Annotated in this window: 30 protein-coding genes and 1 pseudogene; 20 read left to right on the top strand and 11 right to left on the bottom strand. The window is 32.2% G+C overall.

The features are described from left to right. Positions 1-40 precede the first annotated feature (40 nt). From AC4BC5_RS14165 to AC4BC5_RS14175, 3 genes are read right to left on the bottom strand one after another with little or no spacing between them, the layout of a single operon-like run. Positions 41-184 (bottom strand): HAD hydrolase family protein, encoded by a 144-nt coding sequence (locus tag AC4BC5_RS14165; RefSeq protein ID WP_490496003.1) that lies wholly within the window; start codon positions 182-184, stop codon positions 41-43. 7 nt (positions 185-191) lie between these two features. Further along, the gene (locus tag AC4BC5_RS14170; protein WP_490496004.1) at positions 192-1352 is read right to left on the bottom strand and encodes an MFS transporter; all 1161 of its coding nucleotides are present in this window, start codon (positions 1350-1352) and stop codon (positions 192-194) included. Positions 1353-1363: 11 nt separating this feature from the next. Further along, complete coding sequence (locus AC4BC5_RS14175) at positions 1364-2272, bottom strand: helix-turn-helix domain-containing protein (protein WP_490496005.1); 909 nt, start codon at positions 2270-2272, stop codon at positions 1364-1366. 497 nt (positions 2273-2769) lie between these two features. Here AC4BC5_RS14175 and AC4BC5_RS14180 point away from each other — a divergent pair, with 497 nt between their 5' ends. The 3 genes and pseudogenes from AC4BC5_RS14180 to AC4BC5_RS14190 all read left to right on the top strand — a co-directional run bounded on the left by AC4BC5_RS14180 (position 2770) and on the right by AC4BC5_RS14190 (position 4359). Beyond that, a complete protein-coding gene (locus AC4BC5_RS14180) occupies positions 2770-2994 on the top strand; it encodes a DUF2829 domain-containing protein (protein WP_490496006.1) in 225 nt (74 codons plus the stop codon). Continuing rightward, a complete protein-coding gene (locus AC4BC5_RS14185; RefSeq protein ID WP_490496007.1) occupies positions 2991-3731 on the top strand; it encodes a 3-oxoacyl-ACP reductase in 741 nt (246 codons plus the stop codon). Before AC4BC5_RS14180 ends, AC4BC5_RS14185 begins: the two co-directional genes overlap by 4 nt. A 121-nt stretch (positions 3732-3852) precedes the next feature. Further along, positions 3853-4359: pseudogene (locus tag AC4BC5_RS14190) on the top strand (QueT transporter family protein). A 206-nt stretch (positions 4360-4565) separates the two neighbouring features. Here AC4BC5_RS14190 and AC4BC5_RS14195 read toward each other — a convergent pair. Beyond that, complete coding sequence (locus AC4BC5_RS14195) at positions 4566-5567, bottom strand: ROK family protein (RefSeq protein ID WP_490496008.1); 1002 nt, start codon at positions 5565-5567, stop codon at positions 4566-4568. A 154-nt stretch (positions 5568-5721) separates the two neighbouring features. On the opposite strand from AC4BC5_RS14195, the gene AC4BC5_RS14200 reads away from it, so the two are divergent. The 9 genes from AC4BC5_RS14200 to AC4BC5_RS14240 all read left to right on the top strand — a co-directional run bounded on the left by AC4BC5_RS14200 (position 5722) and on the right by AC4BC5_RS14240 (position 11724). After that, positions 5722-6525, top strand: coding sequence for an HAD-IIB family hydrolase (locus AC4BC5_RS14200; RefSeq protein ID WP_490496009.1), 804 nt, complete (start codon positions 5722-5724; stop codon positions 6523-6525). A gap of 368 nt (positions 6526-6893) precedes the next feature. Continuing rightward, positions 6894-7061, top strand: a complete 168-nt coding sequence (locus AC4BC5_RS14205; protein ID WP_490496010.1) for a DUF6366 family protein — start codon at positions 6894-6896, stop codon at positions 7059-7061. Between the two features lie 17 nt (positions 7062-7078). After that, on the top strand, positions 7079-7297 hold the full coding sequence (locus tag AC4BC5_RS14210; RefSeq protein WP_490496011.1) for a hypothetical protein: 219 nt from the start codon (positions 7079-7081) through the stop codon (positions 7295-7297). Between the two features lie 165 nt (positions 7298-7462). Beyond that, the gene (locus AC4BC5_RS14215) at positions 7463-7792 is read left to right on the top strand and encodes a type III secretion system protein PrgN (protein ID WP_490496012.1); all 330 of its coding nucleotides are present in this window, start codon (positions 7463-7465) and stop codon (positions 7790-7792) included. Positions 7793-8132: 340 nt separating this feature from the next. Beyond that, positions 8133-9014, top strand: coding sequence for a cation diffusion facilitator family transporter (locus AC4BC5_RS14220; RefSeq protein WP_490496013.1), 882 nt, complete (start codon positions 8133-8135; stop codon positions 9012-9014). Positions 9015-9212: 198 nt separating this feature from the next. Next, entirely contained in the window at positions 9213-9581 is a 369-nt protein-coding gene (locus AC4BC5_RS14225; protein ID WP_490496014.1) for an ACT domain-containing protein, read from the top strand. Between the two features lie 13 nt (positions 9582-9594). Beyond that, positions 9595-10386 (top strand): GNAT family N-acetyltransferase, encoded by a 792-nt coding sequence (locus AC4BC5_RS14230; protein WP_490496015.1) that lies wholly within the window; start codon positions 9595-9597, stop codon positions 10384-10386. A 40-nt stretch (positions 10387-10426) separates the two neighbouring features. Continuing rightward, a complete protein-coding gene (locus tag AC4BC5_RS14235) occupies positions 10427-11044 on the top strand; it encodes a histidine phosphatase family protein (protein ID WP_490496016.1) in 618 nt (205 codons plus the stop codon). Positions 11045-11238: 194 nt separating this feature from the next. Further along, entirely contained in the window at positions 11239-11724 is a 486-nt protein-coding gene (locus tag AC4BC5_RS14240) for a GNAT family N-acetyltransferase (protein WP_490496017.1), read from the top strand. A gap of 177 nt (positions 11725-11901) precedes the next feature. Here the strand turns inward: AC4BC5_RS14240 and AC4BC5_RS14245 are convergent, their stop codons facing one another. Then, entirely contained in the window at positions 11902-12768 is an 867-nt protein-coding gene (locus tag AC4BC5_RS14245; protein WP_490496018.1) for a LysR family transcriptional regulator, read from the bottom strand. 129 nt (positions 12769-12897) lie between these two features. Here AC4BC5_RS14245 and AC4BC5_RS14250 point away from each other — a divergent pair, with 129 nt between their 5' ends. Both AC4BC5_RS14250 and proB read left to right on the top strand, forming a co-directional pair. Beyond that, positions 12898-13437, top strand: a complete 540-nt coding sequence (locus AC4BC5_RS14250) for a YbaK/EbsC family protein (RefSeq protein ID WP_490496019.1) — start codon at positions 12898-12900, stop codon at positions 13435-13437. Positions 13438-13439: 2 nt separating this feature from the next. Further along, entirely contained in the window at positions 13440-14231 is a 792-nt protein-coding gene (proB, locus tag AC4BC5_RS14255) for a glutamate 5-kinase (protein WP_490496020.1), read from the top strand. A 227-nt stretch (positions 14232-14458) separates the two neighbouring features. On the opposite strand, the gene AC4BC5_RS14260 is transcribed toward proB, so the two are convergent. After that, positions 14459-15130, bottom strand: coding sequence for a Crp/Fnr family transcriptional regulator (locus tag AC4BC5_RS14260; protein WP_490496021.1), 672 nt, complete (start codon positions 15128-15130; stop codon positions 14459-14461). Between the two features lie 106 nt (positions 15131-15236). Here AC4BC5_RS14260 and AC4BC5_RS14265 point away from each other — a divergent pair, with 106 nt between their 5' ends. Beyond that, positions 15237-16415, top strand: a complete 1179-nt coding sequence (locus AC4BC5_RS14265) for an adenosylhomocysteinase (RefSeq protein ID WP_490496022.1) — start codon at positions 15237-15239, stop codon at positions 16413-16415. A gap of 261 nt (positions 16416-16676) precedes the next feature. On the opposite strand, the gene AC4BC5_RS14270 is transcribed toward AC4BC5_RS14265, so the two are convergent. After that, positions 16677-17096: a MarR family winged helix-turn-helix transcriptional regulator gene (locus AC4BC5_RS14270; protein ID WP_490496023.1), complete on the bottom strand. Its 420-nt coding sequence runs from the start codon at positions 17094-17096 to the stop codon at positions 16677-16679. Between the two features lie 81 nt (positions 17097-17177). Here AC4BC5_RS14270 and AC4BC5_RS14275 point away from each other — a divergent pair, with 81 nt between their 5' ends. From AC4BC5_RS14275 to AC4BC5_RS14295, 5 genes are all read left to right on the top strand, one after another. Then, positions 17178-17612, top strand: coding sequence for a GNAT family N-acetyltransferase (locus tag AC4BC5_RS14275; protein WP_490496024.1), 435 nt, complete (start codon positions 17178-17180; stop codon positions 17610-17612). 566 nt (positions 17613-18178) lie between these two features. Beyond that, positions 18179-18529 (top strand): hypothetical protein, encoded by a 351-nt coding sequence (locus AC4BC5_RS14280; protein ID WP_490496025.1) that lies wholly within the window; start codon positions 18179-18181, stop codon positions 18527-18529. Positions 18530-18991: 462 nt separating this feature from the next. Beyond that, positions 18992-19375 (top strand): type II toxin-antitoxin system RelE/ParE family toxin, encoded by a 384-nt coding sequence (locus AC4BC5_RS14285; RefSeq protein WP_490496026.1) that lies wholly within the window; start codon positions 18992-18994, stop codon positions 19373-19375. A 6-nt stretch (positions 19376-19381) separates the two neighbouring features. Beyond that, the gene (locus AC4BC5_RS14290; protein WP_490496027.1) at positions 19382-19699 is read left to right on the top strand and encodes a helix-turn-helix domain-containing protein; all 318 of its coding nucleotides are present in this window, start codon (positions 19382-19384) and stop codon (positions 19697-19699) included. A 111-nt stretch (positions 19700-19810) separates the two neighbouring features. Then, a complete protein-coding gene (locus AC4BC5_RS14295) occupies positions 19811-20083 on the top strand; it encodes a hypothetical protein (protein ID WP_490496028.1) in 273 nt (90 codons plus the stop codon). Between the two features lie 768 nt (positions 20084-20851). Here AC4BC5_RS14295 and AC4BC5_RS14300 read toward each other — a convergent pair. From AC4BC5_RS14300 to AC4BC5_RS14315, 4 genes are all read right to left on the bottom strand, one after another. Next, entirely contained in the window at positions 20852-21403 is a 552-nt protein-coding gene (locus AC4BC5_RS14300; RefSeq protein WP_490496029.1) for a tyrosine-type recombinase/integrase, read from the bottom strand. A gap of 293 nt (positions 21404-21696) precedes the next feature. Then, positions 21697-22224: a GNAT family N-acetyltransferase gene (locus tag AC4BC5_RS14305; protein ID WP_490496030.1), complete on the bottom strand. Its 528-nt coding sequence runs from the start codon at positions 22222-22224 to the stop codon at positions 21697-21699. Then, a complete protein-coding gene (locus AC4BC5_RS14310) occupies positions 22221-22751 on the bottom strand; it encodes a nucleoside/nucleotide kinase family protein (RefSeq protein ID WP_490496031.1) in 531 nt (176 codons plus the stop codon). Before AC4BC5_RS14310 ends, AC4BC5_RS14305 begins: the two co-directional genes overlap by 4 nt. 217 nt (positions 22752-22968) lie before the next feature. Further along, entirely contained in the window at positions 22969-23511 is a 543-nt protein-coding gene (locus AC4BC5_RS14315) for a DUF1697 domain-containing protein (protein ID WP_490496032.1), read from the bottom strand. Between the last annotated feature and the right edge of the window lie 6 nt (positions 23512-23517).

The following is a 23517-nucleotide window of genomic DNA, read 5'->3' on the forward strand; positions in this document are numbered from 1 at the left end:
CTATATTGTGTTAAAGTAAGTATTGCTAACTTTATTACTATTAGGAATTATCACTAGTCGCTATAATAAATTTGATTTTCTTTTTACGTATTTGATGATAAATCTGTTCAAAGCGTTGGACAGCATAGCGACTTGTTGTATCTAAAAAAGCTCCATCCATATCTACAACAGTTGCGTTCATCATTGTCATTTCACTCTTTTAATAGTTGATTTAAGCGTTCGGTACTAACAAGCATTAAGCAAGCGAAGAAGGCTAGGAAAAATGGATAAATGGCAAGAGATGTAACTGACGCTAACCAACCAAAAAATGGCGGGACAAAAGTTGTGCCAACATAAGCAAATGCCATTTGAATACCGATGACGGACTGTGAATACTCCTTACCAAAATTAGTAGGTGTCGCATGGATAATCGATGGATAAATCGGTGCACAACCGATACCAACGATAATTAATCCAGATAATGCCCAAAATGTTTGGCTACTTGGTAAAAGGATAAAAAGTAGACCAATTAGAATAATTCCTGTGCCTACGCGAATTAATTGTTTGTCGCCTAGACGGTCGGCAATAAATCCACAAATGAACCTACCGAAAGTAATCCCTAAAAAGAAAAAGGCAGCAAATCGAGCAGCAATATCTGGGTGGATATTTTTAGCGGTCACTAGAAAAGTACTAGCCCATAAACCCGTTGTTTGTTCAACGGCAGAATACGCAAAAAAAGCAATTAGAATAGCCCAGATTCCTTTGAGTTTTAATATTTCTCTAAAACTCAAAGCTTCTGTAACAGAATCACTAGTTTGAGTATCTTTTTGTCGTTTCCAAAGCGGTAAACTGAAGAATAAAACAGCAGTTAAAATTATCTGTAAGATACCAATTGTTCGATAACCGTTATTCCATGATTGTCCATTTGTTAAATAAAAACTCATGATATATGGGCTAATCGCTGCCCCGACACCCCAGAAGCAATGCAGCCAATTCATATGACGAGAAGTATAATGTAAGGCAACATAGTTATTTAATGCTGCATCCACAGCACCAGCACCTAAACCATAAGGGATTGCCCAAAAAACTAGTGCAATAAAATGGTTGGAAATAGAGAAACCAAACAGAGCAATTGCTGTTGTTAATACACTTAATGCAGTGACCAGACCTGCTCCAAATTTGCGTGTTAGTTTATCCGAAAATAGACTAGAAACAATTGTTCCTCCAGCAATAGTCATGGTAATGATACCAGCATAAGATACTGAAACATGTAATTCTTGATGCATGACTGGCCAGGCCGATCCGATTAGTGAATCAGGTAGACCTAAACTGATAAAAGCGATATAAATAATTGCAAGTAATAATGAATACATCTTGTTCTCCTTTAAAAGTAAGTGTTTAATTTATTATTTTTGCGGTAATACAAAGGGGTGACACCGTATAATTCCTTAAATTGTTTACCAAAATAACTTGCAGTAGAAAAACCACAATTTTTAGTAATTTCTTCAATCGATTTCGTGGTATTTTTTAGTAATTTACTGGCTTGAAATAACCGATATTCATTAATATATTCCATAGGTTTTTTATTAGTAAATTTTTTAAAGCAACGAAAGCATTCTGAACGACTAACTCCGATTTGTTTACATAATTCATTAATGGTAAACTTATTTGAATAATTTTGATAAATATAAGATAATATTGCTTTTGTCTCTTCTTCTTTTGAGCGAGAAGATGTTTGGATAATTGTATGTTGCGTATTGATATATTCTACAACTAATTTCCAGACTGTACTGGCTTGAGCAAATGCTTCTAATTCAAAATAAGGACTATCTGGTGTTAATGTTTGTCCTTTTTGAATGGTTTGAAGGAGCTTTTTTTGACAATCGCTTTTAGGTTCGAGATGGAAGCCTTGAATTGGACTTTCAATAATAGGTTGGAAGTATTTTTCAAATAATTGAGGAAAACCTTGTGTTAACAAGGTATGAGGGAATAAAAAGCCAAAAATTCGATTGTCATTCTCTTGATCATCAGCAATTGCCATATGTAAGACTCGGGCGTTAATAAAAAATCCGTCGCCTTGTCTTAATTTAAAATGAACACCATTAATAAAATAGTCAAAAGAACCTGATAATACATAACCAAACTCAAAGGAATCATGCCAATGACAATTTAAAGTATAATCTTTTAATTCGCTATAATTGTCCACCCAACAATCATATAAAAAGTCATTAACTGGATAATCAAATTGTTCTTCTAAACTCGAAGTTACAGGGATTTCACGATAATTTTGCATACGTCCTCCTTGATACTATTTTTATAATTATATACTAATTTAGCTATATAATATGATATAATAAACACTATAATAATATTTTCATTCCTATTAGTTGTCAATGGAAAAATAAAAGAATCACGAGAATAAACAAAGGCGGTGGATCGTATGAATAAAAAAATATATTTGACGTTAAAATGTTTCTACATCCTAATTTTAATTGCCGCAATTTTTGTTTTTGGTAGAGCAATATATCTAGGAAATAAACTCTATATTTTGGTTTTGATTGTTGTAATTTTGGGACTGACAAAAAATTTATGGTTATTTAAAAAGAATCTAACTAAATAAAATAATTAAAAGCACTAGGGGAGGTCTTCTTTTTAAACGAGTTTTAATTGGTTATTCAACCGTTATTAACGGGCTTGTGATACTTAATAAAAAACAGATGAGCTAGGAAACCAAGATGGTTTTCTAGCTCATTTTATGTTACAACTAGGAGAGAAGATGGAGGGATAATAATGACATTTGAAGAGATTTTACCAAAATTAAAACAAGGCAATAAAATTATTCGTGAGGGGTGGGGTGGCTTTGAACTATATGTCACACTTGTTTCAGATGGAGAATACGATAATTGTCCAGTCACACCGTATTTTTTAATTAAAACGTCAGATGAAGGTTTTTCTAGTTTTGCACCAACTGTTTGTGATATTTTGGCAGATGATTGGCAAGTTGTTGAAGTATGAATGAATTTCAAAATAAGGTCGTTTTTGTCACGGGTGCAGCTTCAGGGATTGGCTATGCGCAAGCTAACGCATTTTTAAAAGCTGGGAGTAGGGTCTTTGGGGTAGACATTCAAACTGATTTTAGCAATTTAACCGACTATGCTAACTTCGAATCATTTTCAGGTGATTTAAGTCAAGCGAACATTTGTCAAGAAGCAGTGGTAGCTTGTCAGAATTGTTTTGGAACTGTTGATATTCTTTTGAATACGGCAGGAATTTTAGACGAATATAAAACAATTGAGGAAACGAGTATTGAGTTATGGCAAAAGGTTTTAACGACTAATTTGACAAGTATGTTTGTGATTACTAAAGAAATTCTTCCACGAATGGTTGAAAAAGCTTCAGGAACAATTATTAATATGGCATCGGTTGCTAGTTTCGTTGGAGGTGGCGGTGGTATCGCTTATACGTCAGCTAAACATGCAGTGGCAGGTTTTACAAAACAATTGGCCTTAGATTATGCTGATAAAGGCTTGCACATTAATGGTATTGCTCCTGGTGCAATCCAAACACCTATGAATGCTGCAGATTTTGCTGGAGATGGTGCCATGGCGAAATGGGTAGCTGAAGAAACACCTATGAAACGCTGGGCACAAGCAGAAGAAGTTGCTAATGTAACGCTTTTTTTAGCAAGTGAGAAAAGTCGTTATATGCAGGGAACAATTTTACCAGTTGATGGCGGTTGGTTATTAAAATAAAAGTTTTGCTAATTAAGTATTTTTCGTTATCATAAAAAGTAGTGGTTTTCCATACTGCGACACTTCAATCCTTTGGTCGCAGCTTATTACCAAGGTAGGTCCTTGTAAAGGAGAAATCGATATGAATAAAGAAGAAATAGGTTCCAGTACGCAATGGACAACTCAGGAAATAACAAAGATGGCGCTAGTGATAAGTTTATATGTTGTCGTAACACTCGCGTTATCTGTTATTAGCTTTGGTGCTGTACAGATTCGCTTATCCGAGATGTTTAACTATTAGCCTTATATAATAAACGCTACCTTTGGGCGGTAACGTTGGGTGTTGCAATTGCCAATTTTTTTCACCAAACGGCTTATTGGATGTTGTTATTGGTAGTCTTTGCACATTTTTGGTACTGCTTGTAAATCACCATTTAATGCTACGTATTCAACACATGCAATATAAGATGCTTGTTACAGCAATTGTTTTCGCAGTATCCATGTTTACTGTAGCGGGGCAACTAACCCTTTTGTATGAGTTACCATTCTTCTATAATTGGCTAATTATAGGATTGGGAGAATTGCTTTCGATGACTGTTGGCGGTATTATTATTTATTTTATTGGAAAAAAGTCGATTTGACAAAATAATCATAAATGCGTATCTAAGTTTGAAGATACGCATTTTTTTGTTTTCTTCTAGTGTACTTAATGACACTACGTGAAGGAGATATTCTGATAAACACATGAATCTATCTAAGCTTTTCAGTTCAAAATCATATCTAACCAAAAAACCAACCCCAAAAAATATTAGATTTTTGGGGTTGGTACAGCATAACTTAAGTTCTTGCTTTTCATTATAGTTGATAGATAGTATTCGAGGTTACTAACCAAAGTAATCCATTTGTCAGTGCTGTTTGGAAATCATCAACAAAAAGAAATTTTGGTTGATTGATTTGTTTGTTTAAGGTGGCAGAATTTTGAACCGCTTGACGAATGGTTGCTTCTTCCACAGCATCGGCAGAAATGATGAAGGTATCGGGAGCAATTACGGCATTATAAATGGCTAAAATTTCTAACAAACTAGCTAATAGCTCCTCTGGGGTATGAGAAGGAGTTGTGTCGATAAGATGTGGCAGAAATTTGGCTTCACCGGCTAAATTATGTCCACCTTCAATAACTTCACCATTAGCATAAATTGTAATTCCTGGCATACTGTTTTCAGGATAAAAAATACCTACAATTGTTTCTTCCTTCCTTAATTTTTGTTGAATTGTTGTACCTACTGTTAATAAATGTGCATCATTTTGAATAACTAAAGGGATGGAAGAATGCTTCGCCCATTCTTTTTCAAATTCCCAATCATCAAATAAATTTTCCCAACTAGAAAGAACCGTTCCCTTATAGATTTTACCTGGAAAAGCTAAAGCAATTTTAGTCAAATCAAAGTCTAGTTGAACAAAGTAGGTGATCTTATCTATAAAATAGTCAATTGAATAATCCGAGAAATCAAAGGTTGCTTCAGATTTGATTTCTCCTGCTAGATTGACAATTTTTCCAACGATAGATAATGAGCGTTGGTTAGCTATTCTTTTTTCTTGAATACTAATTAATAGAAAGTAGCTCTTATTATAATTGAAGTGATAACAAATAGCCGGGCGACCCAATGGCGGTTGAACCATCTCTCCTTCGATTACAACTTGCTCTGCGACTAATTCTTTGACAAGTGTGTTAATTGTAACAACGCTTATTCCAGTTTCTTTAGCCATTTCAGCTTTTAACGCAGTTCCTTTTTGGAACAGAAAGGATTTTAACGTAGCTAAATTTTTATCTCTGATTAGATTTTTATTTTTAGACATAGATAGCCTCCAATTTAATTAAATCTATTAATTAATGATGATTTCAATATAATATACATTTCCTAAAAAGTAAAACGTTGACAGAAATCTGATTGACAAGTCTCTTTATAATTAATATACTTAATTAACAACTTTAATAAAAGGCGGGATAACTATGATTAAATTAATTATTACTGATTTAGATGGAACCTTTTTAAATAGCCAAGGAGATTTTGACAAAGACTACTATAAAAAAGTACAAAGACAAATGCATGAACAAGGTGTTTATTTCTCAGCTTGCACAGGCAAACAATGCGAGAGAGTGGAAGAATTATTTGGTGAAGAGACCAAAGATATTTGGATTTTAGGAGATAGTGCTACGCGGATTAAACATGAAGGTCAATATGTCTATGAATCATTATTACCCAATCAATTAGGACGTAAAATTATAGGTAAATTAGCAACAATTGCCTCAGATCATGTTATTATTGCTTGTACACCAACTGCGGCATTTATTCAAGACTCTGTTCCTGAAATTGAAGCAAAAAAAGTACGTAGTTCCTATACTGTTGTCAAAACCCTCGATGACTTACAAAAAATTGAAGAAGAATTTGTTAAAATAACTATCTATGACCCAAAACTACGCTGTTTTGAAAGCGTATTAGAGTTAGCTGAATTTAAAGAAGATGCTTATATTGTTGCTTCAGAAGCAGCTTGGATTGATATTTCAAATCATAATGTCCATAAGGGAACCACAGTAAAAGAATTACAAAATATCTTAAATGTAAGCGAAGATGAAACAATGGTGTTTGGAGATGGGTTAAACGATATTGAATTGATGGAAACAGCAACTTATAGTTTTGCTATGAGCAATGCTTTTGAAAAAACAAAAAAAGCAGCTGCATTTGTGACAAGCTCAAATGATGAAAATGGTGTTTTATCAACAATTGAAAAAATATTAGCTTTACAAACAAAATAAAACTCAAAACAAAAATACTTATAACCGAGCCGACCGCCAAACAGCAGACCTAAAAAATCTAACGTTTGGCGGTCATTATTGAATAGATTGGTAGGGTAAGTGGTACGACTAGAAAAATCCTATGTAACACGAGTCAAATAAAAGAATTAATAGCGTATATTTTAATAACGTACCGAATCTATTTTGATAACCAAGTAATTATGATAGAAGCTCAGAAATAGCTAATACCACTTTACGAAAAATTTGCTTTTGAAGTTATTGGCAAACCATTTATTTTTGAAGGTCCACCTATGTGGAAGTGAAATTAGAAAAGCTATGATATACTTATATTGTAAAGGGGCTAATTCTGGAAAGTGGTGGAAAAGGAAATGAAAAATAAAAAGCAAAACCCAATTTTTGACATAGGTGCTAATCTAACTCGTTTCATGACAGGAAACCACGGCGATCAATATCACGAAAACAGTTGGAAAGATACCCTAATTATGTTAAGTATCCTAATTATTGGCTACATTATTTATGTAACTTTTTTTAAATAAGAAGGGAGGAAATAGTGATGGAAGAATCTGTTTTTTTCAATAAAGGGAATGCAATTTCTTCAAATGTTGATTTAAAAAGTCTATACGAAACCGCCCAAATTGAAAAATATCGTGGAGTAACAGAAAAATTCGTTATAGTCCAAAAAAACAATTCATGCGAATACATTTTGTTTAATCAAATTGATTTCGATCAGCTAACAAATCGTGAGGAGTACCAAATTGTGGAGCATATCTAAATTACAAACTAAAAAGGAATGAGGCAGCTTAGCGATGACATCTCGTCGATAGTAACGTCTCATTCCTTTTTTTCTAAAAGTGGTGTTAAATAAAAAAGGGTGCTATCATAGGGATAGCTACTATTATTGCATGCACGATATACATAAAAAGGGGCGCACTCAAATATGACAATTAACACGTATGTATACCCACACCCAATCAATGTTTTTGTTATCCGGGATTTAGGACTCTCTTTAGACCGCTTATGTGAAATGTATGGCTTTAAACAATCCACAGTTGCTTCTTGGATTCACCGTGACCGTCGTATAGAATCATTGCCAGTATCCTTTATTTATGCCCTATCTTTAGCATCCAGTCGTAGTATGAATACTGTTTATAGTCGGTTATTAGCCTTGCAAGATGAGTATGATAAATTATTGGGACAAAAAAAGAAGTCAAAAGAACGCTTAGAAGATGTAGCAGAAGCGATTCCTTTACAAGATACAATGGAATAATTAGTAAAACTTCTCATTCTAAGCATAAAATGAGAAGTTTTTTAGCGTTATTTGATTGCATTGAAGCGATACTTTCCCAATTGCTCTAAGTATTTTACTAAGCTTGTTCAACTATTACGACAGAAATTATCAGTGTAAATATCAAACGGAACTAACTTGTAGTGAAAAAGGCTAGTGCTTGTTTCCAAAAAGTTATTTCTAAGGACTACTGACTCCTTTTTTCGGTGTACTGAAATTTTGTTTTTATGTACTGCCAAAAACATTACATTTCTCAAATGTTCGACTTTTTTCCATGAATTTTTTGTATGATAATAACACTCAAAGTAATGGAGGGATAATCATGCACAAAGAAAGACAACAAGACCTCAAAAAAGCCGAAACTGGTGCAATTCTAAGCATCATCGCATATATCACTGTGACAATTTTGAAGTTAATTGTCGGAAATTTTGCTAATTCTAAAGCACTAATTGCTGATGGCTTAAATAACTCAACAGATATTATCGCTTCAATCGTTGTATTCATTGGTTTACGGATTGCTCGCAAACCTGCAGATAAAGACCATACCTATGGACATTGGAAAGCTGAGAATGTTGCGAGTTTGATAACATCTTTTATTATGTTGCTTATTGGTTTAGAGGTTCTTTATTCATCTGTACAGGCTATTTTACAAAAAGAAATGCATAGTCCTGATAGTAGTGCGGCTATTGTCGGTTTAGTTTCTGCAGTGATAATGTACGGTGTTTATTTATATAATAAAAAATTATCTGAAGACGTACGTAGTTCTGCTTTATTAGCCGCCGCAAAAGATAATCGTAGTGATGCGTGGACTAGTATTGGAACATCCATTGCTATTTTTGCGGCTTCTTTCAATTTAGGGTGGTTGGATAGCTTAACTGCTGTGGTAGTTGCTTGCTTGATTCTAAAAACAGCCGTTGATATTTTTAGAGAAAGTGCGTTTTCTTTATCGGATGGCTTTGAGGAAGAATTGTTAGCAAAATATTCTAAGGCAGTCAAACAAGTTGCTGGAGTAGATGAATTAGTTTCCATCCGTGGTCGCTATTATGGGGCCAATATCTTTTTAGATATTGTGATTAAAGTGGATAGAAACCTAACTGTTGAAAAAAGTCATGCTATTGCAGATGAGATTGAAACAATCTTATATGAGAAATTTCATGTTTTTGATGCAGATATTCATATCGAACCATTTGAACAGATTAGTTGAAAGACTAACTGTTTTTCTACATAGGAGTTAGACGTGGCGAATGAAGAAGAATCATTATGTGTTGGATGCTGTTACATTCTATTATGGAAAATAACTGAATGCTTCGTCATTTTAAGCTATATTTGACAGCGTATAAACTGGGAAAGTAATTTACGATGGTCTATGATGTTTTTAAAACAAAAAAAGGAGTTGTTTATCTTGCTATTAACCGTATTACCAGAAGAATTTTCAATAATTCAAGTATCTAATTTATCCATGATTGATTTGTCAATTTCCCCACTTTTTATCGGAAAAACAACTGATGAAATTTCTGTTGTCTTACCAACTAAACAGATTACTATTGCTACATTAAATCGTGAAGACGACTGGAAAGCATTTAAAATTGATGGAATTTTAGATTTTAATTTAGTAGGAATCCTAGCTAAGTTAGCTACGATTTTAGCCAATCATGCAATTAGTATTTTTGCCATTTCAACATTTAACACCGATTATATTTTAGTTAAAGCAGCTGATTTTGAAAATGCTAAAAAGATTTTACTGCAACATGCTTATCAAATCCACGAATAAAGGAAGAATATATATGGACAATACCCAAATTATTTTACGGCAAACAATAAATGAACCACTTTATCAGGAAATTAAGCGACTAGAAACAGTTTGCCTTCAGAATGAGAATGTCGCTTCTTATAAACTAGAACTAGATTATAAATTAAAGAATAGTATTGCTGAGAAAAATAGTCAAAAAATCAATGAATTTTTATATTTTATAAATGGCAACTTAATTGGTTATCTTGGTATTTGTGACTTTGATAATGATGTATTAGAAGTTACTGGAATGGTTCATCCTAATTTTCGGAACCAAGGGATTTTTACTCAACTATACAATCTTGTTCAAGATGAATTTAATAAACGATCAGCAAAAGAATTATTGTTAATTTGCCACAAAGATTCAAAAGCTGGTATTACGTTTATCGAAAAAAAGCAGGCAGCATATCATCATTCTGAATATGATATGTATTTAGACACTCAGTCATTTATTCCTATGCCTAATTATCGCCTAAAAATGGAAGAAATAGATACTAAAGAACATCTTTTTAATGGGAAAATAGGAGATACAGCAATCGGTCAAGTTCGTATAGAAATGATTGCAGAATGCGGAGGAATTTACGCACTAGAAATATATCCTAGTTATCGTGGCCAAGGATATGGGCGTGAATTATTAACACAAACAATTGAGAAACTATTTATTTATGGGATGCAAAAAATATTTTTACAAGTGGATACTATTAATGAAAATGCGCTACATCTCTATCGCTCTTGTGGATTTATTGAAAAAAGCGTAATGAACTATTATTCACTTTCTAAAAAATAAGTGATTCCTATGTTAACTTACAAGCAAAAGAGGAGGAACCATGAAAACAATTATTACAATTCAACATACTGAATCTGTTCATCACACCAATGGAAGGATTGGTTCTTGGACAGATTGGGAATTGTCAGAAAAAGGGCATCAACAAGCGCAACGACTTGCAAACAGGCTTACCCCAACTATAGCTTCCCAAAGTTGGTGCATAGATAGCTCTGATTTAAAACGAGCACAACAAACTGCAACCTATCTTGCAAACAGTTTGGCAATAGATGTATCTTTGAGATCGGAATTACGTGAAAGAAACTTAGGTGAAGCTGTTGGAAAAACGGTTAAGTGGTTTCAAGAACGATTAACGCCAGAGAAAACAGTCTATGATCGTCTTATACCATCTGCAGAGTCTCGAAGTGAATTATGGGAACGTTTACGACCAATTGTTAATGAAATCAATGAATCTAACCAAGAGAATTTTATTATAGTTTCACATGGTGACTGTCTTAGTGTGTTCAATGCCTTATGGTTAGGACTTCAAGTAGAGGATTTAAATAAATTTGATTTATATGGTCAAGCTGGTGGCGTATCGTTTTTGTATGATGACGGCAGAAAAAAAGTCATTCGCAGATTAAGTGATATGTCATTTGTAACAGCGTTTATTGAGGATTAAAATAGGAAATCAATTTATATATGGCGATGTTGTCTTATAGAAGAGTTAGGTACGTAAAATTTTTTATAAAGAATAATTTTAGTCAAATCCAATGGATAGACTTTAAATGCAAAGTTTATTGATAGATGTTTTGCTATAATTCTTCTTTTTTTGGTACTATTATCTCATATCATGAAATTCATAGGAGTGAGAGAATGACTATTTTGTTTTCAACCTACCAACAAGAACAGTTGGAACAAATGACCGATATGTGGAATGCAGTATTATTGGATGGCGATGCTTTTCCTGGAGAAAACTACTATTCAAAAGCTAGTTTTGATAATTATTTAAAGGAACAATCTTTAGTAACTTGTGCCTGGGTGGAAGGGGAATTAGCAGGTTTCTTTATTGTTCACCCAAATAATATCGGACGTTGTGCACATGTGGCAAATGCAAGTTATGTAATAGGCAAAGATTTTCGAGGTAACGGCATTTTTAGTCCTATGGTTGCTCAATCGTTGCTTCAATCTAAAGAATTGGGCTTTTTGGGAATGCAATTTAATGCTGTTGTCGCTACAAACTATGCAGCAATTAAAACATATACTAAACATGGGTTTGAGATAATCGGTACGATTAGAAATGGCTTTCGTATGAAAGACAATCATTTTTCGAATATGTATGTCATGTATCGCGACCTATAAGAGAAAGTCTGCTCATTAGCAATTGTATATGCAGGAGTGACTAGTCATAAATCTATTTAAACGACTGAAAATTTTAGACTAGTCTCAATACAGCTAACTCGCATTCCCAGGCTTATAAGCCTAAGAATGCAAATTAGCTTAAAAGGAGTGTTCATCCCTGTTGAACACTCCTTTCTTTTATCTATAATCTATAAATTTAAGAAATTCTTTTGTTACTAAAGATAGTGTCTCTTCATTTTTATAAACAAGTCCAATTTTCCGATAAAATGGGATGTCTAAGGGTCTGGTAACAATGTCATAAGAAATCCTTTTTAAAATTAATTCTGGTAAAATACTGATACCTAGATTACTTTCTACCATTGACATTACTGCATAATCATCCCATGTACGAAATTGGATATTTGGTGTGAAATACAATTGTTCAAACAACTCCAAAATATCAGAGTTTTTTTCTTTTTCTAACAAAACAAATGGAAAATCTGAAAGTGCATTTAATGGAATTTTTTCGTATTTAGTTAAATAATGGTTTTTAGGTAATACAACTAGCAATTCGTCCTGTTCTATAAACCTTGTTTGAAAAGGACTGATAGTAGGTAATCGAAGAAAACCGAAATCAACACGACCTTCATTGATCCATCTTTCTATTTCTGTATAGTCCCCTAATAGTAGCTCAAATTCAACATTAGGATAGAACTTCTGAAATGCTTGAATCATTTTAGGAATCCGATGTGTTGCAACACTAGAAAAAGTGCCAATTCTTATAATACCAGTGTTCAAATCAGTTAATTCATCTATTCTTCTTTGTAATACTAAATACTCATTCACCAAATTTTGAATAAAAGGAAAGAGATACATTCCATCTGAAGTCAAACTAACACCACTTCGATTTCGTTCTAATAAATTAACACCGCTTTCTGCTTCTAAATCGTTAATCATGCGACTGATACCTGATTGCGAGTAATTTAAGGCATTTGCAGCTTTGGTGAAACTTTCTAGCTCTACGGTTTTAACAAGAGCCAGATATTTTTGTATATTCGTTTCCATTTATGTTGCTCCTTTCATTCAAAGTATCTGATTTTGGAATGATAATCATGACAAATATTTGTTTTTATCATTATGAAAACTATGATACGATGTTTTTGTTCAAAAGACAATACAAAGGGTGGGGTAGTTATGTTTTATGTTAGTGAAATATTTACAAATAAACCTAGTAAATTTAAAACAAGTTTGCAGAAAAAAGTTTATGGAAAACTAGAAGAATTAAAGATTGATTATCAACGGGTAGATACAGATGAGGCGATTACAATGGAAGAATGTCTTGTTATTAACGAAAAATTGAACATACATATGGTGAAAACATTATTTTTATGCAATCGTCAAAAAACAAAATTCTATCTCTTTATTACAACAGGGAATAAGTCATTCAACTCTAAAGATTTTAGTCGTTCTCTTGAGATTCCACGCGTTTCATTTGCACCAGAAGAACTGTTTGAGGATATGTTGCAGACTAAAATTGGGGCAGCAACTATCTATAGTGCTTTAATTGATAATGAAAATAAAATTCAGATTATTATCGACAAAGAGGTAGTTTTAGAAAAATATTACGGTTGCAGTGATGGGACAACTACAGGATATATGAAGGTAAAAACAGAAGATATTCTTCAGAAAATGTTACTGAACACAAAACATCAACCAACTATTATCGAGGTATAAATATGGGATTATATCAGAATAGAATTGTTGTCAAAGTAGGAACTTCAACTTTAACAAATGACTCCGGACAAAATAATTTAAAAATTTTTGATCATTTAGCACGTGTGCTTTCAGATATTCAGAATTTAGGGTATGAAGTTATTTTAGTGTCTTCAGGAGCAATTGCAGTAGGGTCTAATAAATTAAATTTAAAAACACGACCTAAAGAATTAAAATTCAAACAAGCTGCAGCTGCGGTAGGCCAGTGTAGCATTATGTTTTTTTATGATAAGTTTTTTGCTGATTATGATAAAACAATAGCTCAAATCCTATTAAACGCTGAGGATATAAAGGTAACAGAGAAAAAACAAAATTTAATGAATACTTTTGATACTTTATTAGATATGGGTATTATTCCGGTAGTTAATGAGAATGATTCTGTTAGTTACACAGAAATCCAATCAGAAGCACGATTATTCGGTGACAACGATATGTTATCTGCTGTGGTCGCAACTTTATGTAAAGCAAGCAAATTAATTATTCTTTCAGATATTGACGGACTTTATGATAAGGACCCTAGAGTTGATTCTTCTGCCAAGTTAATCAAACAAGTGGAAAAAATAGATGAAAGTATCCATCTATTAGCGGGCGGAGCAGGTTCAAGAAGAGGAACAGGTGGAATGATTACAAAACTCCAAGCAGCAAACCTAGCTACTAGTCATGGAATAGAGACTGTCATTACGAATGGAAATAAGCCTGATTCACTTTATGATATCGTCAATAACAAAATTGTCGGTACGATATTCAAGCCGTAAATGTGAAAAAAACACCAACTATTGCAAATGGTCGGTGTTTTTTAGTGTCCAACTGTCCAAGAGGATAATGATACATAAGGCATTAAAAGATTGAAGAGTTGGGATCTATCTATATGAGTATAGTAAAAAAAATAGAATATATTTCTATAGCTGATAGTATACTGATTTTGATGAACAACGAGCATTTAGAATAGTCTACAAGGAATTTAACTTGTGGAATATAAGGCTTATTGATTTGCTAATTTGTATAGTTCTTCTAAATTTTTAATGGCTATATGCTTTCTCTGCTTTTCAATGATTTTCTTCTCTTCAAATTCATATAGTAATCGCCTAATGTGTCTATCAGAAATCCCTAATAGTTCAGAAGTTTTTTGGACAGATAATGGGATTATATGATGTTGATGAAGTTCAAATTGTTCAGTAATATAACGTGCCAGTTTATTTTTTGCAGGCAAAAGAAGGGCTTTAGAATATTTATAAGAAGTATTCATTAACTTTTCAGTTAATTTCAAACACATAAAATTTAAAAAAGAAACATGCTTATTTAAATAGCTGTTAACGATTGTTGCCGGGATTTTTAATACAATTGTCTGTGGAGTAGCCACAACATTATGAAGAGAAAGTTTTTTATTACTATATAATTCTATATCTCCGAAAAATTCACCTTGTTCCATTGTATCGATGATTACTTTATCCCCATTTAAAGCATATGAAGTAACAAAGATTTTCCCTTTTAAAATAAAATACAATGCATTGAAAGGTTCATCTGAAGTAACAATTTGTTCTTTTTTAGAAAAATATAGGTACAGGGATTTTTCAAGAACGATTTCTGGAAACATATCTAAAAGAGTTAAGCTAGTTAGTATCTTTTTTGTATCTACAACTTCCTGATTATTCATAAGAGCTCCTTTTTTATATAAACGGACAAATGTCCTATTTATTATATCATGTTTGTTCAATAATAAAGCTGAATAAAAAATAAATTATATTGAGGGAGACAAAAAAATGAAATCAATTATTGACAATGTAAAATTATCAGAAACAGGGTGTAATCGTATGTTCTGGTTTCGGGAAAGGATGCCCATTCTTAAGAGAATGAATGACTTATTCAAAAAAGAAAAAACATTTGCCGGAAAGACAATTGCTATTTGTATGCATATTGAGCCTAAAACAGCTTATTGGATTGAAGGAATCTTAGGAGGTGGCGCAGAACATGTGTATTTAGTCGGTTGTGTAGGAACAACCAAAGCCGACACTGCTGCTTACTTAGCAACTTTGGAAAATATCACTGTATTCGGTAAAGAAAATGATGATTTAGAAGAACACAATAAGTATATCGAAAAAATTTTGTCCAATAAAATTGATATTTTCCTAGATAATGGGGCTAGTTTGATTTTAGCTTATGAAAAATTAAAACCAAATTGGAAACTTCTTGGGGCAAATGAAGAGACCCGATCAGGTAAACTGTTAATTGAAGAAGAGCAATTGCAACCTGAATATCCAATTATCGTTATTGACGATTCACCGGCCAAACAATTACTAGAAAATGCAATTGGTGTAGGGACTTCGGTTGTCGATGGTTTTATGAGAACGACTAGTTTGTTGGTAGGCGGAAAAAATATTTTAATAATAGGTTATGGTTTTTGTGGAACGGGCGTAGCAACTAAGTTTTCAGGACTTGGTGCAAAGACAATGGTCTACGATAATAATCCTCTAGCTCTTTTAAAAGCAAAAGTTGACGGTCATGCTGTTGGAACCTTAGAAGAACTGATTCCTCAAGCAGATGTGATTATTACGGTCACTGGAAGATTCAATGTTATTACAGAAAAACATATCCCACTTTTTAAAGATAAGGTCATTCTTGCAAATGCTGGGCACTATGGTTTGGAGATTAATACAAAAGCAATAAAGAATGAAAGTAATGAGATTGTTGTTGTAAAAAAAGGAATTGAAAAAATAAATTACGAAGAAAAATCTATATATTTACTTCACAATGCTGCACCTCTTAATTTAGCGGGCGGAGATGGGAATCCCATTGAAATAATGGATTTAGGGCTAGGTTTGCAATCTTACTCTGCTAGAAGAATTGCGTTAGACTCTACCTCGTTGTCTCATGGAACATTTCCTGTACCGCAAGATATAAGTATGCAGATTTGTAAGGAAATGCTCGCGGATCTAAGTTAAAATGAAGTATTCGTTCATACTTTTTTTGTTTCGAGAGGAGAGAAAGTTAATATTAATAGGGCAGTAATTCTTAGGAGTGAACTAAGAATTGCTGGTTATTGATGTCCTAGCGAATGAGTACAATCTCTAGAATAATTTTCGCTAACACAGGTATGTTGGCTAATTCTAAAATATTTTAGAATTAGCCAGATATCATTTGAGAGATACTTTTTTAAAACAGTTGCAAACGCAACTGTTTGTGGTAAAATAAACACGTACTTGTTAAGAAGTCGTGTTTATTTTTTGTAATAAAGCATTTAAAGTTTCTTTTTCAGTTGTTGTTAGATTTTTCAATCCATTTTTAATGACTTGCTGTTCTAAAGAACATAGAATTTTGTATAAACCTTTTGTTTTTTCTGTTGGAAATAATTGGTTGAATTTTTTATTTTCAGGATTAGTTTTTTTAATAATATAATTTTCTTTTTCAAGTTTTTTGATAGCTCTACTTAACGTAGTTTTATCAACTTGTATTAATTCAACTAATTCAGATTGCGAAAGTCCTTCATTTTCAGTAATGCGAATTAAATAGAGAAATAAATTGTTTTCTAATTGATAATCAGAGGCGAATTGATTCATGTCTGTTGTAGATTTTCGAGTAATTAGTCCTATTCTTCTATACAAGATTGTATCAGTATCATCCATTTAAAAAAACACTCCTTCTATACATTTATAGATACACCGACAGTTATATATTACATTATAAGCAAGAGAAGAGGAAATACTATGTGGAAAATTAAACAATTAGAAGAATTATCAAGTTCAGAACTTTTAGAAATTTTACGTCTTAGAGTTGACACTTTTGTAGTTGAGCAAAATAGAATCTATCATGAAGTAGATGATAAAGATAAAATTGCTTATCATGTTTTTTATCAAAATCCAACTACAAATTTAGTTGAAAGCTATGGCAGAGTATTTTTACAAAGTGATTATGTAACTTTCGGTAGAGTAGTGACTAAAAAAGAATCGCGAGGAACTGGTCAAGGCAATAAATTAATGAAACATATTTTAAAAGTTTGTAATGAGTATTTTTCCAATAAAGTAGTCGTAATAGAATCACAGGTACAAGTTAGTTCTTTTTACGAAAAGTTCGGATTTGAAAAAATGGGTGAACCCTTCATTTTTGAAAGTACACCACATATAGAAATGAAATTAGGGTAGTATAACAATGAATTTGTTAGGAGTCATTCTCTCGTTGATTTTAATTTTACTTGGGATTATTTTAGGAATTATACAAATTAAATCATTTAAAAAATAATTGCTTTTAAATCTTAGGTAATATTTTGATTGTTAATAAAACTCGTTGCTTTATCAAAAGATTCTGGAAAATACTGAAAAGGTTATGCTGATTATCATATGATAATTAAATAGGAAATTAAAGATCGTAACTATCACTGGGATTTTGATTATTTCGGATGAAATGAGTCGCCGTTTCGGACAATGAGAGCCAGCTATTTGTAGAATAGTATGCTTCTTGGTCAGTGGATGTATTGAACACACAACCTTAGATCAGATTGTGTTCAATCGATATCAAAAAGAATCGTTTACCATATTTGGTTCGCTTCAATGAGTTCAATTAATCCGCATTTTGAGAATTATATGTTGAGAGGAAATAAACCGTATATTAAAGTCTTTGCACAGAATATTGTTAAAAAGCAAAGAAGTTCTGAACCAACGAAGAGAGAGAAGCAAAACTTGCAAATAAAGAAAGTAAATAGGTGATTGTTTTGAAAAAGAAAATTATAGCTAGTTTATTTGGTGCTACGATACTTCTTAGTATTGTGGCACCTGTTGTTTTAATTACTTATGCAGATGAAGAAATTCCTGATCAAACTACAGAACCTGAAATTCCAAGTGAGTCCAGTTTTCCGATTGAAGAGATACCTGATACAGGGGAGACTGCTAATGAAGAGGAAAATTCAACAGAACATTCTGGAGAACTAGAAATACCTGAGAAACAACCGATTCTAATAGTATCGAAGAACCAACATTTCCAGATGAATCAACTTTTCCTGAAGATACAGAAGAGAGTCAGGATTCAAATCAGTCCACTGAAACGAGCGAATCAGAGGTTATAACTGAATCCACGGAAGAAAGTTCTACTAACAATGTAACAGAATCAGCGAAACCATCTAATTCTTATAAGGAAAAACTAGAATTAAATGTACAAAAGGAAATTGAGAATTCAAAAGCTAATTTAATAGAAGAAAAAAATACACTAGTAGCGGGAAACAAGAAGCAAGTTCCAAGAAATATGTCTGAAAAAAACAAACAGTTGCTTGGATTGCTAATCAGCCCGATGATATTTATATAAAAGCTTAAGATACAGAATATACCATTCAATGGGGTGATACATTATGGGCGATTTCTATAAAAGCAGAAACAACAATTGATAATCTAGCAAAGATAAATGAAATTCAAAATGTAGATTTGATTTTTGCTGGTGAAACTCTGAAATTAAAAGAATGATTAAATCATTTGACCATTACGCAACTTGCGTATATAATAAAAATATAGTTGAAACATAGATTGGAGAAACTATGGGAGATATAATTAAGTTTCACTATCCAGCTTCATTTATGAAAGCTTGGCAAAAATTAGGTTTGACAGATGAAGATCAAGACTACATGGAAAGACTTTTGCAAGAATTTGCTGACAATCAACAAACTCATGCTGGAAAACCATTTTTGGGAGATATGATTTCTGGAACTGGTGGTGCAATAAAATGGCGATTTTCACCTGAAAGTACTACTAAAGGAAAAAGCGGTTCAGAACGAGTAATTTATTTGATATTAACAGGAACTGATTACTTTTTTATTGATGTTTACGGAAAAAATCGAAAAGAAAGTTTAACAGAAAAAGAAAAGGCAGCGATAAAAGCATTTTCTAGGGCAACAAAAATGAGTTTCAAAAGAAAGGACTGATTATTTATGAGTGAGAGTACAGTACTTGATTCCATTAAAGATTTAACTGCATATATTAATGGAGAACCCAATACAGTTACCACTAGATCTTATAAGTTAAAAAAAGCACCTAATTATACTGGTGAAGATATTAAAACAATTAGAGAAAAAGTTGGAGTCTCAAGACCAGTGTTTGCTGGTATGCTTGATGTGTCAGTTCGTACCCTAGAAAGATGGGAAATTGATGGTGCAAAACCTAGTGGAAGTACCAATCGTTTAATTCAATTGCTAGATCAAAATCCAACTTTAATTGTAAATGAGATAGAAACAGCAAGCATGACTTAAAAATATTCAAAAATTGTTTACAAAAGCACTCAATGTCATTTTGGGTGCTTTTTTATGAGTTTAATTAGATTTTAATTATTTTTTTCCTTGTTAAAAACTTTAACAGGTATTTTGAAGCTAGATTCAGGGAAAATTTTGTATCAAGGAAATTCATGGCAACACCATAATTTACAACAAATCGGTGCAATTGAACACATGAAGTATTTATCTGAGTTGTTTGATTATGGTGTGTTTTCAGATTTTGAAGAAGCAATTGAACGTAAACGTATTGCTGAATTACTAGCAAAGTACATTTGGGTGTCTAAAGATGTTTGTACGTATTTATCAATTAGTTTAACAACCTTGGACAGTCTGATCAAACGAAAAACTAACTCCAATATTTAAGTTGACTGAACGTAATACACGGTTATTTTTTGTCAATGATGTGAAATTATTGAAGGTTGATTATGATGAATACTTGAAATTCCAAAAATAATCAAGAATATCACTCGCATAACAAATAATTTTGTGCTAATGTTCATTTGTAATTAAGATTTTGCGACATTGATAGTGGAAAAGGGCGACGCGATAGGTTTTTGTACGTGTACTTAAAATTCTATATTTTAGTTTACATAATATATATTATACAAAGTTACATTCAAAGTTTTAGCGGGCTAACATCACTCTAATTATCGCTGTAGACCCCCTCTTATAATTACATATATCCCTGATAATTTTGTTATTTTAATTTATAATTATAGAAAATGTAAATCAACCAATATTTTCGGGGAAATTCGTCAATTAAAAATCTTCATAAGTCTTTTAATGATTCGTTGCGATATTATCTTGTTTAAATTCCTAAACATTAAATAAATAGCTAAAATTTTTTTCTGATTATTAGTTGCTGGCGTTCAATTTCATTCAAATATCTTTGTTAAGTTTAGTCTTTATTGTTTGTCTTAATATGATTATAAAAAAGCAAACCACGCATGTAGTATTATTTTCTGTTACGTGCGTGGTTTGCTTTTAATTTTTCTACTTATGATTAGTTATTTTATTTAAATAGATCTAAATTTTCTATCAATATAAGTTGTGTTTAAAAAATATGATAAATTAGATTAGATAACAAAGAAAGTTTACATAATTAATATATGATAAACTGACAATCTGAGTTTAAAAGCCCAAATGAAACCCTTCTAAAGAATTACCTATCTCATCTGCATTAATACCGATATATTTTTTAGTAACACGCTCACTGCTATGGTTGAACAATTCCATTAAAGTCGCAACATCCCTAGTTTTTTTGTAATAGTGATAACCAAAAGTTTTTCTAAATGTATGAGTGCCAATGTCATTTCTATCCAAAGTATTTGCAACATTTTGAAATATTTTGTACACAGCATTGACTGTTAAGTGCCCTCCCTTTTTAGAGGGAAATAGAAATTCTTCGTCTTCACGATTATCAATGTATTTACCAATCAACTCTTGCATATTATCTAAGTATAGAATTTTTCTTTTACCTGTTTTTTGTTCAATGATTACTGGACGCGCAGAATAGCGAATTGTCTTTACTTTTAGTTTAACGATATCTGACATTCTTAAGCCAGTATTGATTCCCAACAAAAAAAGAAAAGAATCTCTCTCTGGGTTTGCTGTTCGTCTTAAACAAAATAAAAAATCATCAATTTCTATTTTTGTACGCAATGGTTCAACATTATACATCATGAAATACCTCCAAATCAACAATTCATTATTTCTATATTATATTAACATAATAAGGAATTAAAATAAATATTTTTAAAAAAACCAATAAAATCAAAGGTTCTTATTCATTAAAATCATACAAATAGTGAATTAGATTGCTAGTTAAAAATTAAAAGCAACAATTAAATAACGTGTGTTAGAAACGTATTCTAAGACTCTTTAAAAAAATGACCAACACCTTTCTCATCACACGTTCTCTTATTTAAAATTTTGCAGATTTGTATTTTATTTAAACAAAAATGTACTTGAAAGAATTATCTCTCAAGTACATTATTGTTAACCAGTTGTAATTGTAGTAAATATTCGTCAAAATATTTTTGATCGTTAAATAATGATTGAGGTTCCATTCCGTAGATGACAAATCCTAAGTTCTCATAAAAACGCCTTGCTTTAGAATTTTCCGACACAACACTCAAATTCAAAACAACTAGTCCTGGTATATTTTTAGCTTCTGCGATTAATTTTTCCATAACTGTCCTGGCAATCTTTTTATTACGATAGTCAGGGTCACAATACACCGCAACAATCTTTCCTTTATGTTTCGTTTTCTCTTTTGTCTCTCTGAAAAAAGCTGCTATACAAATAAGTTGATTATTATCAAAAGCGCCCATTGTGAATTGACTATCGGTAGTTTTTAGTCGATTGATGAAAACTTCTTCTGGCAAATCGCGCTCTTTTTGATAAGTTGATGCGAATGCTTCGGGAACTTCTTTTAAAGCTTTTAATCGGATATTGATAAATTGATTTAAATCCGTTAAGTCCAATTTTCTTACTGTTATCATGTTTTTTTCTCCAGTAAATCCAATACAATATTTATGTTCTCCTCGATAGAGATAGTTCCATCTAATATAATATCCGCTGTTTTAGAAACATACGCTTCATGATTTACGAAAATAGGTCTAGCAAAATTCAAATAAGTTGCAGCCCATTCTAAAATTTGTTCCTGTGTTTTATTAGAAAAATCACGTAAAATTTGTCTAGCAAAAGCAATGTCTAAAGGAGTCTGAATATAAAATGTCATATCAATATACGGCGCCAATACTTTATGACGATTACCAAACGGAAAATCAATTAACACAATTTTTATTTCATCTGGCAAATTAAAAAAAGCATCCATTAGTTGTTGAATATCATATTGATTAACTGCATCTTCTACAGGTGTATCGATTGGTGGTGCCGATGGTAAAGCATCAATACTATAATCATCAAATGAAATCACACTACTATTTTCTAGTTTTTCCGTTAACTTTTCAATGAATGTTGTCTTACCTCCAGCTGTGATACTACTAAAAACTAAAACTTTTTTCATGCTTTCCACTCCTTTTTAAAGCTATCAATCAATTATCTCAACAAAAAATGTTTTCGTCTAGAAAAATTAGATTTTGTCCACAGAGTTCATCTGCTTCACTTTTATTTCGTTCTTCTAAAAGCCTATAAAACTTCGAGTGAAAGCTGACAGCCTATTATTAACGAAGCTATCTATAAAAAAATAACATGATTTTTCATTTAATGAAAAATCATGTTATTTATATCAGAGTCTCAGCAATAGCTAAAACTTTGGACAAGGTATTATAATTGCGAGTTGTTGCTACAAGTTTCCATGATCTTTCCAGTGTAAGATTACTTAACTTACTCCGTGCTGCGCTTCCTGGAATATACATATACGCAGTATTTCCGCAGACTATTAACCGTTCGGAAGTCCCTTTAATTTTCTCTTGAACAATATGAATAGATTCTTTATCTGGACATTGACTAAGCATACTGAAAAAAGTACGCTTCAAGTCATCATCAGGAGTTTGAAAAGGATTATTCAACAAAATTTGTTTAATTTCAGCTGGTGTTCGTACAAGAATTCCTAAATCAGGACCGATATGTGTTAGGATTAGTCGGTGAATGTGTTCAGCTAATTCATTTGAATCTTTTTCAGTCGTAAGCATGATATTTCCTGTGTGTAAATAGGTTCGAGCATCTGGATAGCCATTCGTTTGAAGCAACTCTTGCAATTGTTTCATTGGAACTCTATTTTTACCTGAAGGCATCACACCACGTAAGAATACAAGTTTAATCATTACGTT

The sequence above is a fragment of the Enterococcus sp. AMC2644 genome (assembly GCF_058216475.1).